Below are 21,326 nucleotides of genomic sequence, written 5' to 3'. Positions count from 1 at the left end.
AATTCCGCTGGGCGCGATGCAGGTGCAGCCAGGCTGCGAGCCCCTCGCCGTACCAGCGAACCAACCATGAAGGAGTATGCAGTGTCAGTATCTATTCAGGGCGCGTTTCCGGCACGCCGTATGCGTCGTATTCGTAAGCATGAGTTCACTCGCCGCCTGATCGCTGAAAACCAGATCTCAGTCGATGATTTGATCTATCCGATGTTTATCCTGATGGGCAAAAACCGTCGCGAAGCCGTGGAATCCATGCCGGGCGTGGAACGTCTGTCGATCGACCTGATGTTGCTGGAAGCCGAGTACCTGGCCAAGCTGGGAGTGCCGGCGATTGCCTTGTTCCCGGTCGTTTCCCAGGACTTCAAGAGCGTGTGTGCCGCCGAGGCCCATAACCCGGAAGGTCTGGTGCAGCGTGCTGTGCGCCTGCTGAAAGAGCATGTGCCGCAAATGGGCGTGATCACCGATGTGGCGCTGGACCCGTTCACCACCCATGGCCAGGACGGCATCATTGATGACGACGGGTACGTGATGAACGACGTGACTACCGAGGTGCTGATCAAGCAGGCGTTGTCCCATGCCGAAGCCGGGGCCGATATCGTGGCGCCGTCAGACATGATGGACGGCCGCATTGGGGCGATCCGTGCTGCGCTGGAAGAAGCGGGCCACATTCATACCCAAATCATGGCCTACTCAGCCAAGTATGCCTCGCACTACTATGGTCCGTTCCGTGATGCAGTCGGCTCAGCGGCGAACCTCAAAGGCGGTGACAAGAAGACCTATCAGATGGATCCGGCCAACAGCGATGAAGCGCTGCATGAAGTGGCGATGGATATCAATGAAGGGGCCGATATGGTGATGGTCAAGCCGGGCATGCCGTATCTGGACGTGGTGCGCCGGGTGAAGACCGAGCTGCAGGTGCCGACCTTTGCCTATCAGGTGTCGGGCGAGTACGCGATGCACATGGCGGCAATCCAGAATGGCTGGCTGAAAGAACGTGAAACCGTGATGGAATCCCTGCTGTGCTTTAAGCGCGCTGGGGCAGACGGCATTCTGACTTACTTTGCCAAGCCGGTTGCCGAGTGGCTGGCCGAAGAAGGTGCTGCGCGCAAGGCCGCGCTTGATGAGAATGGTGACAACGCCGAGTAAGGCGAGCGGGATCAGAACCAGGGTTGATGTTGCGGCATCAACCCTTTTTTTGTCTCTGCGGTGCCGCAGCAGGTTGCTGGCGGGGCTGCGGCGATCAGGGTTTGACGTTGCGGTTGATCGGGTTTTGCAGCGAAATCAGGGTTTCCGTGGATTGCACTTCGTCAATGGCCTGGAGTTTGTCGATCAGCACATATTGCAGCTCTTCGATCGACTTGCACATCAGCTTGACGAAAATATTGTACGCCCCGGTGGTGTAGTAGGCCTCCACGACTTCATCGAGCTCGTTGAGCTTGGCCAGGGCGGAGTGGTAATCCCGGGCGGCATTGAGGTTGATGCCGATAAAGCAGCACACGTCATAGCCGAGCAATTTGGGATTGATCACCACTTCCGTGCCGGTAATGATGTTGGCGGCACGCATCTTTTCGACCCGGACGTGAACCGTCGCCGGGCTGACCTGAAAGCGCTTCGCCATTTCGGCATAAGGGATCCGGGCATCGTTCATCAGCGCATTGAGAATATCGCGGTCTAAGTCATCAATCCGTGGCGGCTGGGTCATGGTTTTCCTGTGTCTGTTGTTTATCCGATACCGGTCATATCTTATACTGTGCGACTTCTCGTCGCGACTGAAATCCGTCCTGGTGCGAACGTTGACCCACAGGAACCCTGACAGCTTATGCGCTTTATTGCTTTTTTGATGGTACTGCTGGCGGCACCTGTGCTGGCCTATGAGAAAGAGACGTTGGTGATCCATTCTTACCACCGGGGGATGGGCTGGACGGATGCCCTGCAGGACGGGATTGATGCCGTGGCCCGGCCACACGGCGTGTCGCTCCAGGTGAGCTACATGGACAGTAAGCGCTACCAGTCGGCAAGCTACCTGCAGGAGTTGCTGGATATCTACCGCACTAAGCTGAGCCGGGAGACCTACAAGGCCATTGTGGTGACGGATGACCATGCGCTGTGGCTGGTCAACGAGTTGGCGGAGGAGGTCGGTGACACGCCGGTCATCATGACCGGCATCGACGACTACGCCCCGGCCCGGCATGCCCGGCTCAGCAAGGTGGCCGGGGTGCTGGATATCACCGAGCCGTCGGATAACATCGCCCTGGCCCTGTCGCTCCAGCCGGACCTGCAACATATCTATGTGCTGGCCGACAGTACCTATACCGGCAATGCGATGTGGCGGGGGATTGCTGAGTATGTGGCGACACACCCGTCCAACCTGACTGTCCACCGTATCAGTCAGAGCCGCTTTGGGGATATTTTTGTCCGGTCGGCGCAGTTGCCGGCGCATTCTGCCTTGTTGTACCTCAGTTATTTCATCGATAGTGAAGGGCATTACATGGACAATGTCCCCTTCATCCAGACTCTGGTGAAACATGCGAACGCCCCGGTGTACTCGTCGTACAGCCAGTTGCTTGAGCATGGCGCGGTGGGCGGCATGCTGGGGGGCGGCTTGTCCAAGGGGCGTCAGGTCGGCGAGCTGTTGTTGCGGATCGTACGGGGAGATATCCAAACCTATCCCTATTTTATTTCCAGTGCCAACCAGGCGACGTTCAACCATCAGGCCCTTCAGAAATGGGGCCTGATTGAGCCGGAAGCCGGGGTGGTGCTGAACAAGCCCCTGAGCTGGTATGAGCGTTATAACCGGGAACTGCGGATCATGGCCGCGGTGCTGGTGGTGATGGCCGCGATTATTGTGTTTCTCAGCCTGTTTATTCGCCGGCTGCGCAAAAGTGAGGCCAAGCTGCAGCAAAGCCGGGCCCAGTTCGAAGGGGTGTTTGATCAGAGTTTCCAGTTTATCGGGATCCTCGATGACGGCGGCAAGCTGCTCTCCGGCAACCTGGCATTGCAGCAGCTGGTGGGACGCGCGGCGATGAAATATGACCGCGCGATCTGGCGCTGGCATTGTTGGGATCAGGAAACCGCCACCCGGTTGAGTCAGGGCTTTCAGTCGGCCTGGGCCGATCAGCGGATCCGGATGGAAGTGGAAATCCAGAGCCAGGAAGACGGCCGCCGGGTGTTGGATCTGGCGATGAAGCGTATGCCGGCCTCCGTCGGCGCGCATGAACAGCTGCTGTTTGAAGCCCGGGACGTTACGTCCCGTCATCAGATGGAAGAGAAGCTGCGCGAGCGGGAAGTCAGCTACCGGCTGCTCTACGAGCAGCAGCCGGTCATTTTGCTGGCCATCGATAGCCAGTCCCGGATCCAGTCGGTGAATCAGTTTGCCGCGGAGCTGCTCGGTTACGACAAGCGCCAGCTGCTGGGTCACAAGGTGACCGACTTCTACCATGATGAGGTGCCCTTGCCGCAGCAGTTCATTGCCGGTGCGTGCGAGAGTGACGCCCAACAGGTCTGGCGTCGCCAGTTGCGCTATCGTTGCGCCGATGGCCGCACGGTCTGGATCCGGGAGACCATTCGCCCGACCGAGTCCAAGCGGCAGTTGCTGCTGGTCGGGGAAGATATTTCCTCGACCCGGGCATTGGAAGCGGAGCTGGAATACCGGGCCAACCACGACCACCTGACCGATCTCTACAACCGCAACTATTTTGAGCAGCAGCTGGAGCGGGTACTGCAGCAGGCCCGGGAGCACGGGACCCACCATGCGATGTTCTATATCGACCTGGATCAGTTCCGGGTGATCAACGACACCGCCGGTCACGCCGCCGGGGACGAAGCGTTGAAGCAGGTCGCCTTGTTGCTGCGCAGCATTTTGCCGGAGAAATCCGTGTTGTCGCGCCTCGGCGGCGATGAGTTTGCCATTGTGCTCTTTCACTGTCACGCGACCGAAGCGCTGGCGCTGGGCGAGCAGATCCTCCAGTCGTTGGATAAAGCCGAATTTTACTGGCAAAACACCCGGTTCAGCTTCAGCTGCTCGATTGGCCTGCGGTTGATTGACGACACCGCCGGATCGACCCAGCAGGTGCATGCCCAGGCCGACACCGCCTGTTATGCCGCCAAAGAAGAAGGGCGCAACCGGCTGCATCTCTACCATCCGGATGATGAGGAGCTCAAACGCCGGGAGCTGGAGATGGAGTGCGTCACCCTGATCCGCAAGGCGCTGGCCGAAGATCGGCTGGAGCTGCACGCGCAGCAGATCGTACCGCTGAGCGGGGCGCAGGATGCCCATTATTATGAAATCCTGGTTCGGATCCGTGACAGCCAGGGGGAGATGGTGTCGCCCGGGTTGTTTATGCCGGCTGCCGAGCGCTATCACCTGGCCCACCTGATTGACCGTTATGTGGTCAATGCCACGCTGGACTGGCTGGTGGCGCATCCGGCGGCGGTCGACTCGCTGGCGCGTTGTGCGATCAACCTGTCGGGCCAGTCGATGGGTAATCGCGAGTTTGTCGGGTTCCTGATTGAAAAAATCCGCACCTGCGGGTTGCCCCCCGGCAAAATTTGCCTGGAGATCACCGAGACGGCAGCGATCAGCAACCTCAGCGAGGCCATTAACCTGTTTACCCAGCTTAAAGCGCTGGGCTGCCTGATCTCGCTGGATGACTTCGGCTCCGGGTTGTCTTCGTTCGGTTATCTCAAACGCATGCCGGTCGACATCATCAAGATCGACGGCATGTTTGTACGTGACATCCTCGAAGATGACATGGACTTTGCCATGGTGCAGGCCATTAACGGCCTGGCCAAGAAAATGGGTAAACAAACGGTCGCGGAGTTTGTCGAAAACGAGGCGATCCTGGCCCGGCTCGACACGCTGGGCGTCGACTATGCCCAGGGATATCTGTTTGGCAAGCCGCAGCCGTTGGCGGCGTTGGTCAGCCAGTTGCACCAACGCTCGGCGGCAGTGCTATAATCCGCTCCCGGCCTCAGCGCAGAACAGAGCGCGCTGACCAGAAGCCTTAACCAAACACCGGAGATTGCAGTGCAACTAGCTTTAATTTGTGAAACCCCTGATCGCCAGCCTGCGCTGGACGCCCTCGCCCAACGCTGGGGACTGCGCCATGATCCGGACAGCAATTTTGCGCTGGTGCTCACGGCCGAGCGGCTGGAGCTGCACAAACGGGATGAGCCCAAGCTCGGGGCCGTGTATGTCGATCTTGCCGGGGGCGCGGCTGCTCACCGGCGCAAATTCGGCGGCGGCCGGGGCCAGGCGATTGCCAAAGCGGTCGGCCTGAAGGGCGGGGTGACGCCATCGGTGGTGGACGGCACTGCCGGACTCGGGCGGGATGCCTTTGTGCTGGCTTCGCTTGGCTGCCGGGTGCATATGGTCGAACGGAATCCGGTGGTGGCGGCATTGTTGGAAGACGGGTTGCACCGGGCCCAGCAGGATCCGGAAATTGGTTCCTGGGTGTGCGAGCGGCTGAGCCTGTCGCATGCCTCCAGCCAGGACGCCCTGGCCATGCTGGCGCAGGATCCGGACTTCGCCGCGCCGGATGTGGTGTATCTTGATCCCATGTATCCGCATAAGAAAAAATCGGCATTGGTGAAGAAAGAAATGCGGGTGTTTCAGACCCTGGTCGGGGCGGATGATGACGCGGATGCCTTGCTGGCCCCGGCGCTGGCGCTGGCGACCAAACGGGTGGTGGTCAAGCGTCCGGACTATGCCGAATACCTGGCGGGTCTGGTGCCGTCCACGGCAATTGAAACCAAGAAAAATCGCTTTGATGTCTATGTGATCGCGGCCATGAAATAATGCTTTGCCACCGACAGCGCGGCGGTGATAATCCGGGCAGGGCATCAGTTTGATTTGAATGAGGAAGTCATCAGGGATGGCAAAGTCGTTATGTAAATACCGCCGGGCAGAAATTGCCGATCAGTTTGCGGTGATTAGCCGGATCGTCAGCGAGCCGAAGTTTGTCTGCCGCAGTTGCGCCCGATCGGCCAGCGAGAAAGGATACCTGTGTAAACCCAGCTCGTTGCAGTTACCTAAGCAGGCTTCGAAGGCGCCGCGTCCGGAGTCGGTTCCGGCTGCCGCTGTTGTTGCGTCACCGGCGCTTGTCCTGGCTTCGTCTCACGGGCATACGGCGCCTGCACCGGCAGAGCTGGCCGTATCGCTGGGGAAAAAACAGATCAAGAAACTGAAGAAACTGACGAAGAAGAAAAATAAACGGCTGAAGAAAGCAGCCAAGGCCGTCAAGCGTTACGAGAAGGCGCTGGCCAAGGCCAAGCGCGCCGTGAAGCTGGCGTAGCCACGCCCGGATAGACGTCAGACACACGCCCGGACAGTCGGTGTGATTGGGTTAAAAAAAAGGCCTCCACAGATGGAGGCCTTTTTTACAGGCAACTTACGACTCTTTGATCAGTACCGCAGTCATCAGACAGGTGATCACAGAAACGATGATGCCAGATACGATTAACCAAGGAAGCATATCCATAGTTGGTTATCCATCTGTTAGCAATGAGAGTCGGTATTGAATAACTTTTACATTATGCTAGCAATGGGACAGTTATAAGATGAAATAGCTGTTAACACTTGGATACAATATATCGGATTTTGGAATATATTCCCTTACAAATCAGTACAAAAAAGCACCCGCCTGGGTGCTTTTTGAGACAAAATGTTATGTTGTACATTTGTTAGCTTTTGGCGGGTAATGCCAGTGTCAGGGCCTGACGGGATAAGTCCGCGGCACCCTGGCTGTCATTGAGTTTTTCCAGCACTTCGACCAGGTGGCCGTAATCTTCCACATTCGGGCGCAGCTCAATGGCTTTCTCGAAATGGGCTTTGGCTTCTTCCCACTTGCCTTCACGCATCAGCAGCTGACCCAGCGCACTGTGGGTGCTCGGGTTGCTGCTGTCATAGCGCAGCAGATCCTGCAGGCGGACAATTGCCGGGTGGTAATCGGCCAGGTTCAGTGCCGGCACCAGCTCGATCAGATCGTCGTCGTTGCTCTTTTTCAGCGCATCCCGCAGCACGGTATAGGCTTCGCTGTCGGCGCTGTGGCTGCTCATCAGTTTGACGAAGCAGGCGATCAGCTCCGGACGTTGCTTGTCCTTGCGGCTCAGGCTGTTCCAGTGCCCCATCAGGCCATCGCTGCCGTGTTGCTGGGTGATATGGCTCATCACGCCGCACTCGGCTTTGATCCGCAGTTGGTCTGCTTCAGCCTCGTCGACCAGCCCCTGTTTTTCCAGGTGCGGCAGCAGGGCCAGCAGTGGTTTCCAGTCTTCCAGCTTGAGGTAGCAAGCTTTCAGCAAGTTCAGTACCACCGGGTTGCGGCTGTGCTCATGGCGAAGATCCTGCAAGGTGGCGACCGCTTGCTCGTACTGCTCCTGACGGCATAGCAGCTTGGCGCGGGTCAGGGCCAGGGCCAGGCTCTGGCTGTCCACTTCCGCGGCCAGGCGCAGGTATTCGTCACGCTGGCTGGTATCGCCCTGGCTCTGGGCGGCTTCGGCCGCTGCCAGATAGTTCAGCAGCGGGGCATCACTGTATTTCGCTGCTTTGACGACCAGTTTCTCAGCATGTTTCCAGTCCCCTTCGATCACCTTCACCAGCCCATCGGCGGTCTGGCGGCGGGCGTTACGGGTTTTTCGGCCGCTCAGCCAGCCGCGGGTGCTGCTGCTCAGCGACAGCAGGCGTTTGAGCAGGGTTTCCAGCAGGAAAAACAGTCCGAACAGCACAATTACCAGCAGGATCAGGGTTGTGATGCTCATCTCCAGGGTCTGGTTAGCGACGGAAATCAGCACGTAGCCTTGGTTGCCGGCCAGCATCGGTCCGGCGACAATCCCGGCGATCAGGGCCGCCACCAGGAGTAACAGTTTGATCATGCCGGATTCTCCTCAGTGCTCAGGGGTTTCACTTGCTGGCGCACACGCTCACCGATGGCTTGGGTCAGCAGCGGCTGTGATTTCAGCTGGTTCGGGTAGCTGACTTCCACCGTTTCCTGGGCCAGAGCCTGGAGCGTGTTGACGAAGCTCTGGGCTGCTGGATCTTCCATATCGTAGAACTGCTCAGCCCAGTCTTTGGCCATCAGCAGCGATTTGCGGTACAGATCGCCCTGCTCGCGGTACACGGCCTTGATGGCGGTTTCCAGCTTGGACTTGATGTTTTCCTGCAGGTAGAAGTCCTGCTTCGGTGACAGCAGCGGGATCACGCTGCCGTCCCGGGTGCGGTACGTCACGAAGTGTTCGCTGAAGTTTTTCAGCGAGGTCATCAGGTTGGTTTTCCAGTCATCGACTGAGGTCGAGACGGTCGCGGACTCTTCCGGAACCACGTCAGCCATCACGGCATTGGCCAGCGGCAGTGCCGGTACGGCTTCCTGCAGGCTGGTCAGGCGCAGCACCAGGCCGTCGCGGTCGATGCGGGCCACGGCTTTCAGCGACGTGATATCGCTGTGCATGGCTTCACGGATCGGGGTCAGGCTCGGGTCGTTCAGCTCGGCAATCCGGTGATCGGCCGATTCGAGCAAAATGGTCGCGCTGGCGGTGTCATGCTCCAGCCAGAGTTTGCGCCCGGCCATTTTCACCAGGTAATCGGCTTCGGCCAGCAGCCAGTCGTTCGGACGGCGGCCTTTCATTTCCGACAGCGCCATCTGCAGGCTGGTGATCGATTTGTTTTGCTGCGACAGCGAGACATCGGTGCGCTGCAAGCTGGTTTCGACTTTATTCAGGGTCGCTTGCTGGCTGGATGAAATGTTGTCTTTCAGCTCGCTCTTCATATTGGCCAGCTGGAGCTCCAGGGCGGCCATTTTGGCGTTCTGGGTCAGGGTTTGCTGGTGGCCGTGGTAATACAGGCCGGCACCGAGGGCAATCACCAGCGCAATGGCGATGGCGCCCATTTTGTTGCCGCCCTTGGGCTCGGCAGGCTGGGCCGGGGGTGGGGTCTTCGCCTGAGCTGCCTTGTCCTTGGTGGCTCCGGTGTCAGGTGCTTGGGTTGGGGCACTTGCTTGACCTGGTTTGTCCGTTGTTTTTCCCGCTGCCGACTGGTTGCGATCTGCAGGGGTTTCATTATTGGTTTTTTTATCAGTCATCCGATTTATCCCATCGTGCCTATCTTGCTTAGGGTTGTAAAAAGCTGGCGATTCGCCGCGCTTCCCACTGTGGAAACAGTGCTGAAACCAAGCGCAGCGGCTTGATCAGCAATGCGTTGGCTTGGTACGAAAAGGTGTCGCTGCAGAAACCAAGCTTTGTCGTGCTCTGGAACCAAACGATACAGATATGCCAGTTGCTCACTACTGGTGATTACTATGGTCGAAACCTGTTGCGCCTGCCATGTCTGGCACAGGGCTGTGCCGTCCAGGGGCAGCAGGCGGCGTTGGTAGGTTTCGCAGTAATGCACCTCAGCCCCGCGCTGTTGCAGGGTTTGGGCAATCAGTTCGCGGCCGCCGTTACCGCGCAAGATCAGGACGCGGCGGCCGTGGACCTGCGTCAGGGCAGGGAGGGCCAGCAATCCTTCGCTGTCGTTGCGGGTCTCGGGGCTGTGGGCCTTCTGGCCGCTGCAGGCCGCGAGACGGGCAGCCGTTTTGTCTCCAACAGCCATATAATGCACGTTTTTTGGCCAGCTGGCACCTTGCGAGCGCAAGTAATTGTGCGCCAGATCCACTGCATGCGCACTGACGGCAATCAGAATATCGCCAGATTGCAGGTGATCGAGCCGGGATTGGAGCGTGGGCAACTCATCGCCCGGGCCAATCTCGAGCAGGGGTTGGGCAATCGCGTTGATCCCCGCCGCGTTGAGCTGTTGGGCTAATGCGTCGCCCTCCGGTGCCGGGCGGGTGATCAGGATTGTCATCAGGCGTCGCCGTACAGTTTTTCCAGAATTTCTTTGGCGCCTTGGGCGAGCAGCTGGTCTGCCAGCTCGGTGCCCAGAGCTTCGGCATCGGCGATTGGGCCGCGAATTTCACCCCGGACAATTTTGCTACCGTCCGGCTCGCCGACCAGGGCGCGCAGCCAGATTTGATCGCCTTCCAGTTCTGAATAGCTGCCGATTGGCACCTGACAGCCGCCTTGCAGACGGTTGTTCATCGCCCGCTCACACAACACGCGGGTGGCGGTTTGCGGGTGGTTGAGGGCTTCGAGCAGCGTGCGTACCCGGGTATCGTCCAGGCGGCATTCAATGCCGACTGCGCCCTGGCCGACAGCCGGCAGGCTGACTTCCGGCGCAATTGCACCGCGGATGCGGTCGTGCATTTTCAGGCGCATCAGGCCGGCGCAGGCCAGGATGATTGCGTCGTATTCGCCGTCATCGAGCTTTTTCAGGCGGGTGTTGACGTTGCCGCGCAGATCTTTGACTACCAGATCCGGGCGCTGGGCGCGCAGCTGACACTGGCGGCGCAGGCTGGACGTGCCGACCACCGCACCGGCCGGGAGTTCGGCAATGCTGGCGTAGTGGTTGGAGACGAAGGCGTCCCGCGGATCTTCCCGCTCGCAAATGGTGACCAGGCCCAGGCCTTCAGGGAACTCGACCGGGACATCTTTCATCGAGTGAACCGCGATATCGGCGCGTCCTTCGAGCATCGCCACTTCCAGCTCTTTGACGAACAAACCTTTTCCCCCGACCTTGGCCAGCGGCGTATCCAGAATGACGTCGCCCTTGGTCACCATCGGCACCAGCTCGACGTTCAGGCCCGGGTGCGCCTGCTCCAGGGCATCCTTTACAAATTCAGCTTGCCACATTGCCAGCGGGCTTTTGCGGGTGGCAATCCGGATCGGTTTATCGCTCATAGAATCAGATCCATATCATCACTTACTTGGGTAATCCGGTAATCGTATCACTCCTTGAAAGTGATGGTAATTCGTATCTGTAGCTCAGTGCGGTGAAGCAGTATTGTCTTGCCATTTGCTGCAATTAGTGTGATATTTGTCACATAACCTCGAGGCGTCGAATGCATGACCCTGCCGTCACTGGCGGTTGAGTGAGTTTGTACTAACTTGAGGGTGAGTTAGGACTAAGGATGGGCCTGGCCAGGCATTTTATCAGTCGGCATACCATTCATAAGCTGTCATAATCTGACACTATCTTTACGGTCAAAGCAAAAACTGTTAGATTGATCACGTTTTTGCTCCGGTGTGGCCCTCGTGCTGCATGTCGAATGACCAGATTTGGGCCGCTCTCAAGCTGGCAGCTCTTGGAAGAGTAATTTGCACAATTTTATCGAGACGCTAAAACGCAGACTGGATCAGCTCAACCAGCTCCGGCTGGACCGAGCTCGTGCGGCCATGACGGCCCCGTCCGAGCAGGTCTTTAATTTGCTGACCGTGCTGCTGCATTACAATCACCCGGCAGTGCCTGGCTATGTGGCGCAGGCAGTACCGGCCGGGATTGCTGACTTTACTGTGACTGACGCGCAGCAGCAGTTTATTGATGATTGTGGCCTGACCCATCACACCACGATTTCTTCCCCGATCCTGTCCCCGGCCGAGACGCCAATCCTGGGCCTGTATGCCATGGGCAGCACCGCTTCCCTGGGCCAGAGCCTGACCAGCGATCTCGACATCTGGGTTTGTATCCGCCCCGACTTGTCTGCCGAGGCGCGCGCCGCTCTGGAAAGCAAATGCGGCCTGGTGTCCGAATGGGCGATGGCCCAGGGCGTCGAAGCCAACTTTTTCCTGATCGATCAAAATCGTTTCCGCGACAATTTCTCCGAAGCCATGACCGGCGAGAACTGTGGTTCCAGCCAGCACTTGCTGTTGCTCGATGAGTTTTACCGCTCGGCGGTGCAGCTCGCCGGCCAGCGCCTGCTGTGGTATATGGTGCCACCGGAAATGGAGGAGTGTTACGACGATTATCTCCATTACCTCGAAAGTAACGGGTATATCCGTCGTGATGAGTGGATCGATTTTGGCGGCCTGAGCCGGATCCCGGCCGAGGAGTACTTCGGCTCCAGTCTGTGGCAGCTGTATAAAAGTATCGACTCGCCGTATAAATCGGTGCTCAAAGCTATTTTGCTCGAAGCCTACTCCTGGGAGTATCCACACACCCAACTGCTCAGTTTGGATGCCAAGCGGCGCTTCTTCGCCGAAGATCGCACCGAATACTGTATGGATGCGTATTTCCTGATGCTGGAGAAGGTGACCCGCTATCTGGAGCGGATTGATGACCATCGCCGCCTGGATCTGGTGCGGCGCTGCTTCTATCTCAAGACTCATGAGAAACTGACCCGTGAGCCGTCGCTGGGTTCGGTGGCCTGGCGCCGTGACGTGCTCGAAGAGCTGACCGGAGCCTGGCAGTGGCCGCAAGCGGTGCTGTTGGAGCTGGACAACCGCCGGAACTGGAAGGTGGAGCAGGTCAAGCGGGCGCATAATGAGCTGCTCGATGCGCTGATGCTAAGCTACCGGAATCTGATCCGCTTTGCCCGGCGCAACAACATCACCTCGGCGATCAGCCCGGAAGATATCAGTATCCTGGCCCGCAAACTGTATGCGGCGTTTGAGGTGCTGCCGGGCAAAGTGACGTTGCTTAATCCGCAGATTTCACCGGACCTGCATGAGCCGGACCTGACGCTGATCCAGGTCCCGGCCGGGCGGACCAATGCTGCGGGCTGGTATTTGTACAAGCACTCGCTCGACCCGTATGCGATCCTCGGCCAGCCGTCGCTGGAGCATAACCGCTACCTGAGTAAGCTGGTGGCGTGGGCCTATTTCAACGGCCTGCTGACCGAATCGACCTGCCTGCATACCGTGGTGCGGGATGCGGCGATGGATCTCGACAAGCTGTATCAGCTGGTCAGTGATATTCGCAACACCTTCCCGATCCGCCGGCCGCAGCCGGGTCTGCAGGCGTTGTCGAGCCCGTGTGAGATCCGCCAGCTTGGCCTGTTTATCAACCTGGAGAATGACCCGACCACGGCGCTGAAAAACCGCGCGGTGAAGTTCGATTTCAAAAACACGGACATCTTCAGCTACGGCGCGGAGCAACTGTGCCTGGTCGGCAGTGTTGACCTGGTGTACCGCAACTCCTGGAACGAAGTGAGGACCCTCAACTTCAGCGGCGAGAGTGCGATGCTCGATGCGCTCAAGACGGTGCTGGGCAAGATGCACCAGGATGCGATCCCGCCCGAATCGGTGGATGTGTTCTGTTACAGCAAGCACATGCGCGGCCTGATCCGCAATCTGGTCTACCAGCTGGTGGCCGAATGTATCGAGTTGCGCCTGAAACCGGTCGAGCAGGAGAAACGCCGCCGCTTCAAAGCGATCCGCATTGGCGAGCAGACCCACGGCCTGTTTTTCGAACGCCGCGGGGTATCGGTCCAGATGCTGGAGAACTCAGTTGATTTCTACAGCTGTATCTCGACCAACAAGCTGTTTGGTTCGGCCAACCTGGTGATGGGCAAAACCGATGAGCCGCATCCGCCGGAAATTGTCGACTCCTACGCCAGTGAGGGACTGATCCAGTTCTTCTTCGAGGACTGCGACAGCGGCTACAACATCTATATTCTCGATGAAGCGAACCGGGTGGAAGTGTACCGCCAGTGCTGCGGCGATAAGAACGAGATGGTGCACGGGGTGAACCGGTTCTACACCTCGGCTCAGGATCGTTTCAGCTACAGTGCCAACTTTATTAACTTTAACCTGCCGCAGTTCTACGACATCGTCCATAGCGATGGCGGTGAGCCGCAGGTGATCCCGTTCAAGGGCGGTCAGCAGATCCCGCGGCGTCCGGCAGAGTCCGCGGCGCCGGAGATGATGGTGATGCCGGCATCGTCCCGCCAGCTGGGCTGAAGCGGCTCGAAAACAACAAAGCGAGAGCATGGCTCTCGCTTTTTGTATCTCTGTTGCCCGGGTTCGGGGTTTACCAGTTGACCGGCTCTTCGGCGTGCAGGGAGCATTCCTGCTTCACCAGCGCAATCAGCTCATTGCCGCTGCGGGTACAGCGCCACTCGCCGTCCTTGTATTTGAAGTGGTAGCCGCCGGATTTGGAGGCCAGCCAGATTTCATGCAGCGGCTCCTGGCGGTTGATTACGATCTGGCTGCGGTTTTCAAATTCCAGCGTCAGTACGTTGCCTGTTGTCTCATATTCGATGTCGGCACCAGACTGATCGATGCCTTCTTCGATGTGCATCAGCACTTCATCGGCCAGCTTATGAAATTCTGTATCGTTCATCCCATTGCGTCCTATTGCTTTTCCGAGTGTTGGTGCGATTATAGAGGGCATTGAAATGATAATCACTGGCTTTGAAACATGCGTAAAGGTTTATTGGCAATTTTGGTTCTGGGGATCCTAGCACTGACCGGCTGCGGCCAGAGTGGCCCGTTATATATGCCGGATGATTCTGAGCAGCAGCAACAACAACCGTAAACACAGCGAGCAGACAGGGAAGAGACAACATTGGATTACTTTAATTACCAGCAAGACGGCCAGCTATGGGCCGAAGACGTCGCACTGAGTGAACTGGCTGAGCGCTATGGCACGCCCCTTTATGTCTATTCGCGTGCGACGCTGGAGCGCCACTGGCGGGCATTTGATCAGGCCGTGGCGGATCATCCACACCTGATTTGCTATGCGGTGAAGGCGAACTCGAATATCGGGGTGCTGAATGTTCTGGCCCGGTTGGGCTCCGGGTTTGACATCGTCTCCCAGGGCGAGCTGGAGCGGGTGATTGCCGCCGGCGGCGATCCGGCCAAGGTGGTGTTCTCCGGCGTCGGCAAAACCGCGGCGGAAATGAAGCGCGCGCTGGAACTGGGCATTAAGTGCTTCAATGTCGAATCTGAGCCGGAGCTGATCCGCCTCAATGACGTGGCGGGTGAACTGGGTAAAGTGGCCCCGGTTTCGCTACGGATCAACCCGGACGTCGATGCGCAGACCCACCCGTATATCTCCACCGGCCTGCGGGATAACAAGTTCGGGATTGCCTTCGATCGTGCGCCGGAAGTCTACCGCCTGGCCCACAGCCTGCCGCACTTGGAAGTGGTCGGGATGGACTGCCATATCGGCTCTCAGTTGACGGCACTGGATCCCTTCATCGATGCCACCGATCGCTTGCTGGCGCTGATTGATACCCTGAAATCCGAAGGGATTGAGATCACCCATCTCGATGTCGGCGGCGGTCTGGGCGTTACTTACAGCAGCGAGCAACCACCGGAGCCGGCAGCCTATGCCTCGGCCCTGCTGGCACGTCTGGTCGATCACCCGCAACTGGAGTTGATTTTTGAGCCGGGCCGGGCGATTGCCGCCAATGCCGGGGTGATGCTGACCCGGGTGGAATACCTCAAGCACACCGAGCATAAGAACTTTGCCATTGTTGATGCAGCGATGAACGATCTGATCCGCCCGACCCTGTACCAGGCCTGGCAGGACATTATTCCGGTCAGTCCGCGCGAAGGGGCGGCAACGACGTATGATTTTGTCGGTCCGATCTGCGAGACCGGGGATTTTATCGGCAAAGATCGCGCCCTGTGCCTGGCGGAAGGTGACTTGTTGGCGGTGCGCTCGGCTGGCGCGTACGGATTTGTGATGTCGTCGAACTACAATACCCGAACTCGTGCAGCCGAGGTCATGGTCGATGGCGATCAGACCCATCTGGTGCGCGAACGTGAAACCTTGGCGCAATTGTGGCAGTCTGAGCATATCTTACCGAAATAACGAGACAGGACTTCATGCAGATTAACTTTTCCAAAATGCATGGTTTAGGCAACGACTTCATGGTGGTCGATTGTGTGACCCAGAATGTGTTCTTCTCGCCTGATGCCATTCGCCGCCTGGCCGACCGCCATCGCGGCATCGGCTTTGACCAGCTGCTGGTGGTGGAGCCGCCTTACGATCCGGAAACGGATTTCCACTACCGGATCTTCAATGCCGACGGCAGTGAAGTAGAGCAGTGCGGCAACGGCGCGCGCTGCTTTGCCCGCTTTGTCTGGATGAAAGGGCTGACCAACAAATACCATATCTCCGTCAGTACCAAAGGCGGCAAGATGATGCTCAAGCTGGAGAATGACAACCAGGTCACGGTCAATATGGGCGTCCCGGCTTTTGAGCCGGCGAAGATCCCGTTTCGTGCCAAGCAGGCAGAGAAAACCTATATTTTGCGGGTTGGCGAGCAAACTGTCTTCTGCGGGGCGGTCAGTATGGGCAATCCCCATTGTGTGACCATGGTCGAGGATGTGGCGACTGCGGACGTCGATACCTTGGGGCCTTTGCTAGAATCCCACGAACGTTTTCCCGAGCGGGTGAATGCCGGCTTTATGCAGGTCGTCAACCGCAACGAAGTGAAACTTCGGGTGTACGAACGTGGGGCAGGGGAAACCCAGGCCTGCGGCAGCGGTGCCTGTGCGGCGGTGGCGATTGGCCGTCAGCAAGGGCTGTTAGATGAAAACGTCAAAGTCAGCCTGCCGGGCGGCGATTTACATATTCGCTGGCCGGGTCCGGGCAAACCGTTGTACATGACTGGCCCTGTTGCCCATGTGTTTGATGGACAAATAGTATTATGACCGATGTATCCCAACTGGGCGAGCTGCCGATTGCGGCAGACGCCCTGTTGACCGATCAGGAGGTTGCGGCGTATTTGCGTGACAATCCTGATTTTTTTGATCGCCAGCCGGATGTGCTGAACGGACTGCAAGTCAACCACCCGGAGCGGGGTGCCGTGTCCCTGGTGGAAATCCAGCTGACCCGGTTGCGTCATCAGGTCCGGGACCTGGAAAGCGAAATCCGCGGCCTGGTGGCTGCCGCCGGTAAAAACAGCGAGTTGTTTGAGATTTTTGCCCGGGCGCAGCATCAATTGTTTCAGACCCACAATATTTATCAGGCGCTGGTGATCTTGGAATCGCTGGCGGAAAAGTTGAACCTGGAAGTCAGCCTCAAACTGTTCGACAGTTTTGACGACACCCTGTTTTTAGAGCGCAAAGCCTTCGAACCGTTCCGGATTGCGCATCTGTCACAACGTTCGGTGTACCTGGGTCGCCTGCGCAAGCCGGAGAACGAGTTGCTGTTTGACCAGCCGCCGCACCTGGGATCGTTTGTGGTCCTGCCGTTGGGGCTGGAGCAGCCGATCGGGGTGCTGAGTTTTGCCAGCCCGGACGGCGGTCATTTCCAGCCGTCGATGGACACCCTGTTCGTCGAGCAGCTGGCGCTGGTGCTGACCCGGTTGATCTATCACTGGGAATACACCCGTGAGGTGATTGATTGAGCCTGCCTGCCGGACTGGAAAAGCCGCTGCTGCGCTTTTATGAATACCTGCGCAGCGAGCGCGAGCTGAGTCTGCACACCCAGCATAATTACAAGCGCCAGCTCACCACGATGGCCGAACAGTTGGTGGATCTGGGCGTCACCGACTGGCAGACCGTCGATGCGGCCTGGGTGCGTCAGCTGGCCAGCAAGGGGATGCGCGATGGTCTCAAGGCCAGCAGCTTGTCGATGCGCCTGTCGGCGCTGCGCAGTTTTCTCGATTACCTGGTTCACCAGGGCGATCTGAAGGCCAACCCCGCCAAGGGGGTGTCGGCACCGCGCAAAGCCCGGCCGCTGCCGAAAAACCTCGATGTCGACGAGATGGATCAGCTGCTGGATGTCAACGAGGATGATCCGTTGTCGATCCGTGATCGGGCGATGATGGAGCTGATGTACGGCGCTGGTCTGCGTTTGTCGGAGCTGGTGAATCTTGACGTGCGGGATATCAGCCTCAGCAAGGGCGATATCCGGGTGATTGGTAAAGGTGACAAAGAGCGGGTGGTGCCGTTTGCCGGACTGGCCCGGGATTGGGTCGGACACTGGCTCAAGGTGCGCGGCCAGCTGGCAGCCGGGGATGAGCCGGGGCTGTTTGTCTCTAAGCTGGGGCAGCGGATTTCGACCCGTAATGTCCAGAAGCGAATGGCCGAGTGGGGTCAGAAGCAGGCCGTGTCGAGCCATATCAATCCGCACAAACTGCGTCACAGTTTTGCTACCCATATGCTCGAGTCCAGCGGGGATTTGCGGGCGGTGCAGGAGCTGCTCGGGCACGCCAACCTGTCGACCACCCAGATCTATACCCACCTCGACTTTCAGCATCTGGCCCAGGTATATGATGAGGCGCATCCGCGAGCCAAGCGGAGCAAACGCTAGTCGTTCGTGGGTCGCATTGTTTGATTCTTTTTTGCAGAGGCAGCCATGCAGTTTTATCGTCGCTTCCAGCCTCCCAAGGCGCTGACGTTTGATCTCGATGATACCTTGTACGATAACCGGCCGGTGATCCGGCGGGCGGAGCAGGCCATGTATGATTGGCTGGCGGACGTCCACCCGATCAGCGACGCGCTGACCCGCAAAGACTGGCTGCGGCTCAAGTTCAGGCTGGCCGAGCACAACCCGCTGCTGCGCCACGATGTGACGCAATGGCGCTATGAGTTGCTGAAAATCGGCCTGATGCAGTTGGGCTATGCCCAGACGCTTGCGGAGCAGGCGGCCCAAGCAGGGGTCCGGCATGTGCTGGTCGTTCGCAATCAGGTCGAGGTGCCGGCGGAAACTCACCGGGTGCTCCGTGAGCTGGGCAAGCGGGTGCCGATGCTGGCGATCACCAATGGCAATGTGGATGCGGAAAAAATCGGTCTCAGCCAGTATTTTGACCGGGTCCTGGTGGCCGGCCGGGATGGTTTGGCCAAGCCGGAGCCGGATCTGTTTGCCCAAGCGGTGGCTCTATTGGGAGTCACGCCCGGTGAGATTTTGCATGTCGGCGACCATTTGGTCAGTGATGTTGGCGGGGCGAAACTGCACGGGATGCAAGCGTGCTGGCTCAATGATCAGCAGCGTCAGCTGAGCCGGGAGCCGAAAGCCAAATGGCTGCCGGATGTCGAAATCCACTCCCTGTCCCAGCTGCTGGATTTGATCTGAGCGATTGGGCGAGCCGCCTCAGTCACCGATGAACATTCAAAAACGAAAAGGCGATCTGCGGATCGCTTTTTTGCCATCTGGCCTCGGGCAGGTCGTTTATTCCAGCAGGCTTTGTTTCGGAGCCCGGCGAAACAGCTGGTCGAGGGAAACCTCCCCGGCGCCCCAGAACAGATTCACCAGCAGCATCATGCCCCACAGCTGGTGATCAAAAAAACCGCGCTCCCACAGCAGCGGGTAGGACACTACTGCGATGGCGTTAAACGCAAACAGCGCCAGCGCGGCCGGACGGGTCAGCAGGCCCAGTGCCAGAAAAGCCGGGAGGATCAGCTCGGCCCCGGTGCCGAGGTAGGCCGCCCACTTCCACGGCAGCAGCGGGACCTGATATTCAAATTCAAACAGGTAGAGCGTGCTGTCCCAGCTGGCATATTTGATCAGGCCGGCGTTGAAGAACACCCAGGCGACCCACAGCCGGGTGAACAGCAATAGCAAGGGGATGAGCGGTTCGGTTGCCCGCTCCGCCAGGCGATCAATCTGCTGGACAATATTCTTCATAAAGTATCTCCCTGTGGCAGAACCTGAACATCGGAAAAAATTTGTTGCCGGGCCAACTCGCCCAGTTCGGCCAGCATGGCCTCGGATGCCCGGCCCAGCGTTTCGCCGCGCTGGCTGAGGCGGATCAGGGCGGTGCCGGCCCGGTTAGTCCGGATCACGGCGATGTGATCCTGGCGATGCTGGATCACCACCGATTCAGCCTGATCCAGGTCGATGGTCTCGATCTGGTTACGGGTGATCATCTGCCACAGCGTGGCGACCGGGGCGTCGGCATCCAGGCAGCGGGTGGCCTCGGGTACGGTGAGTTGTAGCCGGGAGAAATCGTCCGCATGGCCGGTGGCGAGTTGTTGCAGTTTGGCAAACGGAAATGCGTGATGTGAAGCCGGGGCGTGACCGGCGCGGTCAACCCGCCATTCCAGGCGGGCCAGCGCCGCCAGATAGGGGGCGGCGTCGGTTAACTCCGGATATTCGGCAATGGTGTCTGCGAGTCCGTCACCATAGTGGCTGACATTGCCGTGCTGCAACGGCTGGCGCAGCACATGCTGGCGGGCCAGCTGGGCAAAGCAAGTCTCACCGATGACGGCTTTGACGGCTGGGTAGACCACCTCCAGTACCTCGGACAGGCTGAGAATAAAGTGATTGCGGTAGATCTGGAGCCGCTGATCAGCGCTCAGGGAACCGTCTTCTACCTGCGCAGCCACCGGGCTGGGGTGGTAGTGCAGGGCGGCGGCAAAGTCCTGCTGCAACTGCTGGAGATCAGGGGGTGACGAAGCGGCCATACGGGGCCTCCTGGCGCAGAATTTCTCGGGCTTTGTCGGCTTCTGCCAGCAGCACCGGCAGTGCGGGAATGTCCTGGTCCCATTCGATCAGGGTCGGCACGGGGCCGTGCTGGCGGAGCCAGTCGCGATAAAGTTGCCAGACCGGCTCGCTGACCGGCTTGCTGTGGGTGTCGATCCAGATCTCCCCGGCCTCAAGCTGCTTGACGGTGAAGCCGGCCAGGTGAATTTCTTTCACCGCAGCGGCGTCCAGCGCGGCCAGATAGGTCTGGCAGTCAAAGTTGTGGTTAAACCCGCTGACATAGATGTTGTTGAGATCGAGCAGCAGCCCGCAGCCGCTGCGCTGCTGCACCTGGTGGAGAAATTCCCACTCGGGCATCTCGGCATGAGTAAACTGCAGGTAGCTCGACGGGTTCTCGATCAGGATTTGGCGGCCGAGGGCATCCTGGACCTGCCCAACCTTGTCGCAAAAATGGCGCAAGGCTGGTTCGGTATACGGCAGCGGCAGCAAGTCATTGAAAAATTGTCCGTTGATGGAACTCCAGCTGAGGTGGTCGGACACCGCCATCGGGTTGATTTCATCCACCAATTGTTTGAGTTGGCTCAGGTGCGCCCGATCCAGCGGGTCGGCGGAGCCGAGGGACAGGCCGATGCCGTGGCAGCTGATCGGGTAGTGCTCGGCGATTTGCCGCAGCTGCTGTCGGGCGGGAGAGGTCGGGTTGAAGTAATTCTCGCTGTGGATCTCCAGCCAGCCGATCGCCGGTTGCTGATCGGAGATCTCGGTCAGGTGGGGGGCCCGCAGACCTACCCCCACCAGTTGTGTGTCAGCCAGGCGCATTAGCTGGATTTCGGTGTTGTTGAGCCCCCGGCCAGGCGATCACACAGGCCCTTTGGCACCATGATAAACGCATCTTTCGCCCCATCTACTTTGGAGGTGCCGGCGCAGGAGCTGGTCTTGGTGGCGCAGTCATTCTTCCCGGCCTTGGCCACCCCAAAGCATTTCTCTTTCGCCTCGGCGGCGACGGCGGTGGCCGTGGTGGCCGCGGTCCCTGCCAGGGCAAGCAGGCCGGTCACAGCAGTGGCGAGGGCGAGGTTGGTTGATTTTTTCATGAGATTTCCTCTTCAATACGGATGGTTGCGGTGGCGTCGCGGTGTGGGCGACGCTCGGT

General features: G+C 58.8%; 21 protein-coding genes. 11 read left to right on the top strand and 10 right to left on the bottom strand.

What is annotated here, in order from left to right; genetic code table 11:
* The first annotated feature begins 81 nt into the window (after positions 1-81).
* Positions 82-1,140 (top strand): porphobilinogen synthase, encoded by a 1,059-nt coding sequence (gene hemB, locus VV869_RS21310; protein WP_337736956.1) that lies wholly within the window; start codon positions 82-84, stop codon positions 1,138-1,140.
* Between the two features lie 94 nt (positions 1,141-1,234).
* On the opposite strand, the gene asnC is transcribed toward hemB, so the two are convergent.
* Entirely contained in the window at positions 1,235-1,696 is a 462-nt protein-coding gene (gene asnC / locus VV869_RS21305) for a transcriptional regulator AsnC (RefSeq protein WP_261601279.1), read from the bottom strand.
* A 117-nt stretch (positions 1,697-1,813) separates the two neighbouring features.
* On the opposite strand from asnC, the gene VV869_RS21300 reads away from it, so the two are divergent.
* The 3 genes from VV869_RS21300 to VV869_RS21290 all read left to right on the top strand — a co-directional run bounded on the left by VV869_RS21300 (position 1,814) and on the right by VV869_RS21290 (position 6,287).
* Positions 1,814-4,951, top strand: a complete 3,138-nt coding sequence (locus VV869_RS21300) for an EAL domain-containing protein (RefSeq protein ID WP_337736955.1) — start codon at positions 1,814-1,816, stop codon at positions 4,949-4,951.
* Positions 4,952-5,020: 69 nt separating this feature from the next.
* Entirely contained in the window at positions 5,021-5,791 is a 771-nt protein-coding gene (locus VV869_RS21295; protein WP_337736954.1) for a class I SAM-dependent methyltransferase, read from the top strand.
* 76 nt (positions 5,792-5,867) lie between these two features.
* Complete coding sequence (locus VV869_RS21290; RefSeq protein ID WP_337736953.1) at positions 5,868-6,287, top strand: hypothetical protein; 420 nt, start codon at positions 5,868-5,870, stop codon at positions 6,285-6,287.
* Between the two features lie 388 nt (positions 6,288-6,675).
* Here VV869_RS21290 and VV869_RS21285 read toward each other — a convergent pair whose 3' ends face one another.
* The 4 genes from VV869_RS21285 to hemC are packed head-to-tail and all read right to left on the bottom strand — an operon-like array spanning position 6,676 to position 10,758.
* Positions 6,676-7,863, bottom strand: a complete 1,188-nt coding sequence (locus tag VV869_RS21285) for a heme biosynthesis HemY N-terminal domain-containing protein (protein ID WP_337736952.1) — start codon at positions 7,861-7,863, stop codon at positions 6,676-6,678.
* Positions 7,860-9,065, bottom strand: coding sequence for a uroporphyrinogen-III C-methyltransferase (hemX, locus tag VV869_RS21280; protein ID WP_337736951.1), 1,206 nt, complete (start codon positions 9,063-9,065; stop codon positions 7,860-7,862). Before hemX ends, VV869_RS21285 begins: the two co-directional genes overlap by 4 nt.
* Before the next feature lie 5 nt (positions 9,066-9,070).
* Entirely contained in the window at positions 9,071-9,826 is a 756-nt protein-coding gene (locus VV869_RS21275; protein ID WP_337736950.1) for a uroporphyrinogen-III synthase, read from the bottom strand.
* Positions 9,826-10,758, bottom strand: coding sequence for a hydroxymethylbilane synthase (hemC, locus tag VV869_RS21270; RefSeq protein WP_337736949.1), 933 nt, complete (start codon positions 10,756-10,758; stop codon positions 9,826-9,828). Before hemC ends, VV869_RS21275 begins: the two co-directional genes overlap by 1 nt.
* Before the next feature lie 417 nt (positions 10,759-11,175).
* Here hemC and VV869_RS21265 point away from each other — a divergent pair, with 417 nt between their 5' ends.
* Positions 11,176-13,755, top strand: a complete 2,580-nt coding sequence (locus VV869_RS21265) for a class I adenylate cyclase (RefSeq protein ID WP_337736948.1) — start codon at positions 11,176-11,178, stop codon at positions 13,753-13,755.
* Between the two features lie 70 nt (positions 13,756-13,825).
* Here the strand turns inward: VV869_RS21265 and cyaY are convergent, their stop codons facing one another.
* Entirely contained in the window at positions 13,826-14,137 is a 312-nt protein-coding gene (gene cyaY / locus VV869_RS21260; protein ID WP_261601270.1) for an iron donor protein CyaY, read from the bottom strand.
* A 78-nt stretch (positions 14,138-14,215) separates the two neighbouring features.
* On the opposite strand from cyaY, the gene lptM reads away from it, so the two are divergent.
* Genes lptM through yigB form a run of 6 tightly spaced genes read left to right on the top strand, consistent with a single transcriptional unit; the run spans position 14,216 to position 18,829 of the window.
* Positions 14,216-14,332, top strand: coding sequence for an LPS translocon maturation chaperone LptM (gene lptM / locus VV869_RS21255; RefSeq protein WP_337736947.1), 117 nt, complete (start codon positions 14,216-14,218; stop codon positions 14,330-14,332).
* A gap of 30 nt (positions 14,333-14,362) precedes the next feature.
* A complete protein-coding gene (gene lysA, locus VV869_RS21250) occupies positions 14,363-15,616 on the top strand; it encodes a diaminopimelate decarboxylase (RefSeq protein ID WP_337736946.1) in 1,254 nt (417 codons plus the stop codon).
* A gap of 14 nt (positions 15,617-15,630) precedes the next feature.
* Positions 15,631-16,461: a diaminopimelate epimerase gene (gene dapF, locus VV869_RS21245; RefSeq protein WP_337736945.1), complete on the top strand. Its 831-nt coding sequence runs from the start codon at positions 15,631-15,633 to the stop codon at positions 16,459-16,461.
* The gene (locus tag VV869_RS21240; RefSeq protein WP_337736944.1) at positions 16,458-17,159 is read left to right on the top strand and encodes a DUF484 family protein; all 702 of its coding nucleotides are present in this window, start codon (positions 16,458-16,460) and stop codon (positions 17,157-17,159) included. Before dapF ends, VV869_RS21240 begins: the two co-directional genes overlap by 4 nt.
* On the top strand, positions 17,156-18,067 hold the full coding sequence (xerC, locus tag VV869_RS21235) for a tyrosine recombinase XerC (RefSeq protein WP_337736943.1): 912 nt from the start codon (positions 17,156-17,158) through the stop codon (positions 18,065-18,067). Before VV869_RS21240 ends, xerC begins: the two co-directional genes overlap by 4 nt.
* A gap of 45 nt (positions 18,068-18,112) precedes the next feature.
* Positions 18,113-18,829, top strand: a complete 717-nt coding sequence (yigB, locus tag VV869_RS21230) for a 5-amino-6-(5-phospho-D-ribitylamino)uracil phosphatase YigB (RefSeq protein WP_337736940.1) — start codon at positions 18,113-18,115, stop codon at positions 18,827-18,829.
* 96 nt (positions 18,830-18,925) lie between these two features.
* On the opposite strand, the gene VV869_RS21225 is transcribed toward yigB, so the two are convergent.
* The 4 genes from VV869_RS21225 to VV869_RS21210 are packed head-to-tail and all read right to left on the bottom strand — an operon-like array spanning position 18,926 to position 21,267.
* A complete protein-coding gene (locus tag VV869_RS21225; RefSeq protein WP_337736939.1) occupies positions 18,926-19,381 on the bottom strand; it encodes a DoxX family protein in 456 nt (151 codons plus the stop codon).
* Entirely contained in the window at positions 19,378-20,160 is a 783-nt protein-coding gene (locus VV869_RS21220; protein ID WP_337736938.1) for a DNA-binding domain-containing protein, read from the bottom strand. The genes VV869_RS21225 and VV869_RS21220 overlap by 4 nt, the downstream gene beginning before the upstream one ends.
* Entirely contained in the window at positions 20,138-20,995 is an 858-nt protein-coding gene (bufB, locus tag VV869_RS21215) for an MNIO family bufferin maturase (RefSeq protein WP_337736937.1), read from the bottom strand. The genes VV869_RS21220 and bufB overlap by 23 nt, the downstream gene beginning before the upstream one ends.
* Positions 20,995-21,267 carry a BufA1 family periplasmic bufferin-type metallophore gene (locus tag VV869_RS21210; protein ID WP_337736936.1) on the bottom strand — a complete coding sequence of 91 codons (273 nt, stop codon included), beginning with the start codon at positions 21,265-21,267 and terminating at the stop codon, positions 20,995-20,997. Before VV869_RS21210 ends, bufB begins: the two co-directional genes overlap by 1 nt.
* Positions 21,268-21,326 lie beyond the last annotated feature (59 nt).

This window comes from Photobacterium sp. MCCC 1A19761 (genome assembly GCF_037389125.1).
Lineage (GTDB): Bacteria > Pseudomonadota > Gammaproteobacteria > Enterobacterales > Vibrionaceae > Photobacterium.
This window is presented reverse-complemented; position numbering and strand designations above follow the sequence as displayed.